We start from the raw sequence: 4,669 nt of genomic DNA, 5'->3' as shown, positions 1-4,669 counted from the left end.
CACTATGGCTTGACTCACACATTCGGCTGGAATTTTTGGACGTGTCCTCTTTCTATATGGTATAATAACGTATTGTGATAACCAGTTGGAGGTTTACCGTTTATGGCAGAAGAAACTGCTCGGTTTCCCAAAGTCGATATTAGCCAGGAAATGAGAGAATCGTTCATCAGCTACGCGATGAGCGTTATTGTCAGTCGCGCATTGCCTGATGTTCGCGATGGGTTGAAGCCTGTACACAGGCGTATTTTGTATGCCATGCACGACATGGGACTTACACCTGACAAAGCGTTCCGTAAATCGGCTAACGTAGTCGGGGAAGTTATGGCAAACTACCATCCGCATGGGGACTCTTCCATCTATGAAGCGATGGTACGTATGGCACAAGATTTTAATATGCGTTATATGCTCGTGGAAGGGCAAGGGAACTTCGGTTCTGTAGACGGTGACCCGGCAGCGGCCATGCGTTATACAGAGGCGCGCTTCTCCAAGCTCGCGCTGGAGCTTTTGCGCGATATTGATAAAGAAACAGTGGACTTCACGCCCAACTACGACGGGCGCAAGGAAGAGCCGGTTGTTTTGCCTTCTCGCTTCCCGAACCTGCTTTTGAACGGGGCTTCGGGGATTGCCGTCGGGATGGCGACCAATATTCCTCCACATAACTTGTCGGAAGTCATTGATGGCGTGATTGCCATGATCGACAACCCGGATATTACGGTTCACGATCTGATGAAGATCATCAAAGGGCCGGACTTTCCTACAGCCGGAGAAATTCTCGGCTATAGCGGGATCCGTCGTGCCTACGAAACAGGCCGTGGTTCGATTATCATGCGAGCGAAAACCCAAATCGAAGAGGAGAAGGGCAAAGCACGCATTATTGTGACGGAGATCCCTTATCAGGTGAATAAGGCAAGACTCGTGGAAAAAATCGCAGAGTTTGTCCGCGAAAAGAAAATTGACGGCATTACGGATCTGCGCGACGAGTCCGACCGTAAAGGGATGCGCATCGTGATGGAGCTCCGCCGCGACGTCATTCCAAAAGTCGTGCTGAACAACCTGTTCAAGCATACGCAAATGCAGACCACGTTTGGCGTCAACATGCTGGCCTTGGTTGACGGTCGTCCGCGTGTGCTCAATCTGCGGGACATGCTGTATTACTATTTGCGGCACCAACGCGAAATTATCCGCAGAAGAACCGAATACGATTTGAAGCAGGCAGAAGCGCGCGCCCATATTTTGGAGGGCTTGCGGATTGCGCTGGATCATATCGACGAGATTATCAGTCTCATTCGCTCTTCGCAAACGACGGAAGAAGCACGCGAAGGACTGATGACAAACTACTCCCTGAGTTACGAGCAGGCACAAGCGATTCTCGATATGCGCCTGCAGCGTCTGACCGGTTTGGAGCGGGAGAAAATCGAGAATGAGTACCAGGAGCTGCTGGCGAAAATCGCCGAGCTGCGTGCGATTCTCGCTGACGAAGCCAAAATCTACGCGATCATTCGGGAAGAGCTGATCGAAATCAAGGAGAGATTCGGCGATGAGCGTCGCACAGCGATTACATTGGCGGAAGACCATATCGAGGACGCCGATCTGATTCCGGAAGAGGATGTCGTCATTACCTTGACTCATGACGGGTATATCAAGCGTCTGCCCGTATCCACCTATCGCTCGCAAAAACGTGGTGGTCGGGGAGTCCAAGGATTGGGCACCAAGGATGACGACTTCGTTGAGCATCTTTACATTACGAATTCGCATGATTATATCATGTTCTTTACGAGCAAGGGCAAGGTGTACCGCCTGAAAGGCTATGAAATTCCTGATCTCAGCCGGACGGCAAAAGGCACTCCGATCATCAACCTCATCCAGATCGAAAAAGGGGAGCGGGTCAGTGCGGTAATCCCGGTCAAGGAGTTCGACCATGATCGCTTCCTGTTCTTTGCGACCAAGAAAGGGATTATCAAGAAGACGACGCTGGAGTCCTTTGAAAACATTCGCAAAGGCGGGCTGATTGCAGTCAATCTGCGTGAAGATGATGAACTGATCGCGGTCCGTTTGACTGACGGACAGCAAGAGATCATCATGGGTACGCAAAAAGGGATGTCTGTTCGTTTCAGCGAAAGCGATGTGAGGACGATGGGACGCAACGCGACTGGCGTAAAAGGGATTACCCTCGATGATGACGACAATGTCATTGATATGGACGTCATCAAGCCAAACGCGGAAGTCCTGATCGTAACTGCCAACGGTTATGGCAAACGGACTCCTGTTGACGAATACCGCATCCAGTCTCGCGGCGGTAAAGGGATCAAGACCCACAATGTAACTGAACGCAGCGGTCCAGTGGTCGGCCTGAAAGTGGTTGAGCCACAGGAAGATCTGATGATTATCACGACTTCGGGCATTATCATCCGGACAGAAATGAAGGGTATTTCTGTAATGGGCCGCTATACGCAAGGCGTGAAACTGATTCGTTTGTCTGAAAACGAGCAGGTAGGTTCAGTAGCCAAATGCCCACCGAATGAGGAAGACGATGGAGTGGACTCGGAAGCGCAAGAGCTTGATGTTACTGTTGACGATGCTGACGCTCAAGCAAATGCTGAACCCGACGAGCCAACTGAAGAATAAGGAAAAATTTCGAGGAAGCGCCCAGTAAAATCATGGGGCGTTTCTTTTTTTGTGCAAAAAGTTTGAGAAACTGCTACTTTAGTCCTTTAAATCAATTGGAATTAGAGTAAAATTAGGAAAAGAAAACTATATGAACAAGTTGGATCAGGTGGTGACCAAGTTGCCGACCGTAGATGTGAAGCAACTGAACAGAGGAGCGAGATTGGCGGAGGAAGTATACACGGCATCAGGGGGAATGTTGTTTTCAAAAGGAACCCTTTTGTATGAGAAAGAAATCGAATTTCTCGAAGCCTTTATGATTAAAAAGGTAACTATTGAAGAAACCGGAGTTGGCAGTAGTACGGAATGCCCAGAAGCGCCAGCCGAAGAGCAGGCAAAAGCTTTTGATAAGCTGTCTCCTGTCAAGTCAACTATTCAGGAGACTTTCGACAGCGCGGTATCAAGGCTGAAAAACGTGATGAGTCAGGTACAGGGCGGAAATAACATCCCGGTGATGGAAGTGCGTGAGGCGGTCGCTCCGGTTATTGCGGAGTTCCAGCAACAGCCGCAAGCATTGTTGTCGCTGCACCGTTTTGCGCGCAAGGACTACACGTATGAGCATGCAATTGCGGTTGGCATCATTTCTTATATGATTGCCAAGTGGATTAAGGTTCCGGAAAAGGAATGGATGCAGGTTGCATTGGCAGGTACGTTGCTGGATATTGGCAAAACCAAGATCGACCGCAGAATTTTGCAAAAGCCCGGAAAGCTCACTGATGACGAATTCGAGGAAATGAAAAAGCACACCATTTATGGATACCAAATCATAAAAGCTTCCCATGGATTAACCGAAGGAGTCGCATTGGCCGCACTGCAGCATCATGAGCGGGAGGATGGTTCAGGGTATCCTTTAGGGCTGACAGGTTCAAAATTGCACCTGTACAGCAAGATTGTTGCGGTAGCAGATGTGTATCATGCAATGTGCTCGAATCGGATTTACCAACAAGCACTTTCCCCATATGTGGTAGTAGAGCAGTTGGTTCAGGACAGCTTTGGCAAGCTTGATCCGACCATTGTACGCAAGTTTGTGGATGGGATTACCCAATTTGCCATCGGCACGATTGTCGAACTGAGTGACGGAACGATTGGAAAAATTGTGTTTACAGATCGAAACCACCCTACTCGACCGATGGTGGAAACCGGAGGAAAGATTGTTAACCTGGTCGATGCCGGACACTTGTCGATTATCCGTGTACTGGAGCAATCTTAGAGCAGCGAGAGAGGCGATGAATACGCCTCTCTTTAATTTTAGCGAAAAATGTTTAGTTTAATTTTAAATTATACTTGCACAGTACATGAATACGTGATAAGATACCTATTGTCGCTTCGATGGAAGTAGACATCAAATAAGAAAAGATCATTCAAGTGTTGACTTCATGGTCCTTATTTGATAAAGTGTTGAATTGTCGCTGCTGAGTGAAAAGAAGTTCTCAAAAAAACTTCTTGCAAAAACTCAGACGGCATGATATATTAGTAAAGTCGCCTTTGGGCGATTGATAAAAATGCTCTTTGAAAACTGAACAGCGAAAGCGTTGATGAGTCTATCATTTTTAATGATTTACCAGCTTTGAACCAGTACCAAACTTTATTGGAGAGTTTGATCCTGGCTCAGGACGAACGCTGGCGGCGTGCCTAATACATGCAAGTCGAGCGAGGGTTTTCGAACCCTAGCGGCGGACGGGTGAGTAACACGTAGGCAACCTGCCTCTCAGACCGGGATAACATAGGGAAACTTATGCTAATACCGGATAGGTTTTTGGATCGCATGATCTGAAAAGGAAAGATGGCGTTTGCTATCACTGGGAGATGGGCCTGCGGCGCATTAGCTAGTTGGTGGGGTAACGGCCTACCAAGGCGACGATGCGTAGCCGACCTGAGAGGGTGACCGGCCACACTGGGACTGAGACACGGCCCAGACTCCTACGGGAGGCAGCAGTAGGGAATTTTCCACAATGGACGAAAGTCTGATGGAGCAACGCCGCGTGAACGATGAAGGTCTTCGGAT

At 48.7% G+C, this 4,669-nt stretch carries 2 protein-coding genes and 1 rRNA gene; all 3 read left to right on the top strand.

What is annotated here, in order from left to right:
- Window positions 1-102 precede the first annotated feature (102 nt).
- Window positions 103-2,625 carry a DNA gyrase subunit A gene (gene gyrA / locus EDM57_RS21425; protein WP_122906716.1) on the top strand — a complete coding sequence of 841 codons (2,523 nt, stop codon included), beginning with the start codon at window positions 103-105 and terminating at the stop codon, window positions 2,623-2,625.
- 130 nt (window positions 2,626-2,755) lie between these two features.
- The gene (locus EDM57_RS21420; RefSeq protein ID WP_122906715.1) at window positions 2,756-3,874 is read left to right on the top strand and encodes an HD-GYP domain-containing protein; all 1,119 of its coding nucleotides are present in this window, start codon (window positions 2,756-2,758) and stop codon (window positions 3,872-3,874) included.
- 375 nt (window positions 3,875-4,249) lie between these two features.
- Window positions 4,250-4,669 (top strand): 16S ribosomal RNA (locus EDM57_RS21415); the annotation flags it as partial.

Source organism: Brevibacillus gelatini, from assembly GCF_003710935.1.
In the GTDB taxonomy this organism is placed as follows: Bacteria; Bacillota; Bacilli; order Brevibacillales; family Brevibacillaceae; genus Brevibacillus; species Brevibacillus gelatini.
Note: the sequence above shows the minus strand (reverse complement) of the source record. Positions and strands in the feature narration are given on the sequence as shown.